Source organism: Bilifractor sp. LCP21S3_A7 (assembly GCF_052118825.1).
Lineage (GTDB): Bacteria > Bacillota > Clostridia > Lachnospirales > Lachnospiraceae > Bilifractor.
In genome coordinates, this window is sequence record NZ_JBQKGL010000036.1 from 1 (window position 1) to 443 (window position 443).

Here is a 443-nt window from a genome sequence, read left to right on the forward strand (position 1 = left end):
GGTATGTATCTTTTCATAATAAAGAAATGAAATATTCCTCCTTAGCTCAGTCGGTAGAGCGCATGACTGTTAATCATGATGTCGGCGGTTCGAGTCCACCAGGGGGAGCTTACCTTTGTTAAAGGGTAATGATTGGTTTCTGTGGCCCGGTGGTCAAGCGGTCAAGACATCGCCCTTTCACGGCGGTAACACGAGTTCAATTCTCGTCCGGGTCATCCCAATATTATATGGCGTGGTAGCCAAGTGGTAAGGCAATGGTCTGCAACACCAGTATGCGCCGGTTCAAATCCGGCCCACGCCTCTTCAGGAATCCAGTATAACTGGGTTCCTTTTTTACTGTATAAAGCCGTCGTCAAGCGGGCAGTTTTTGGGCATGCGAAGCATGCACAGAAAACTGCATGCTTGAACGACGCTAACATGTATGAGCATGGAGCGGTGTGAAA

General features: G+C 48.5%; 3 tRNA genes. All 3 read left to right on the forward strand.

Annotated elements, in window-relative coordinates:
- The first annotated feature begins 35 nt into the window (after positions 1–35).
- A tRNA-Asn gene (locus ACTQ1O_RS14065) sits at positions 36–108 on the forward strand.
- Positions 109–143: 35 nt separating this feature from the next.
- Positions 144–215 (forward strand) — tRNA-Glu (locus tag ACTQ1O_RS14070).
- Positions 216–229: 14 nt separating this feature from the next.
- Positions 230–301, forward strand: a tRNA-Cys gene (locus ACTQ1O_RS14075).
- Positions 302–443 lie beyond the last annotated feature (142 nt).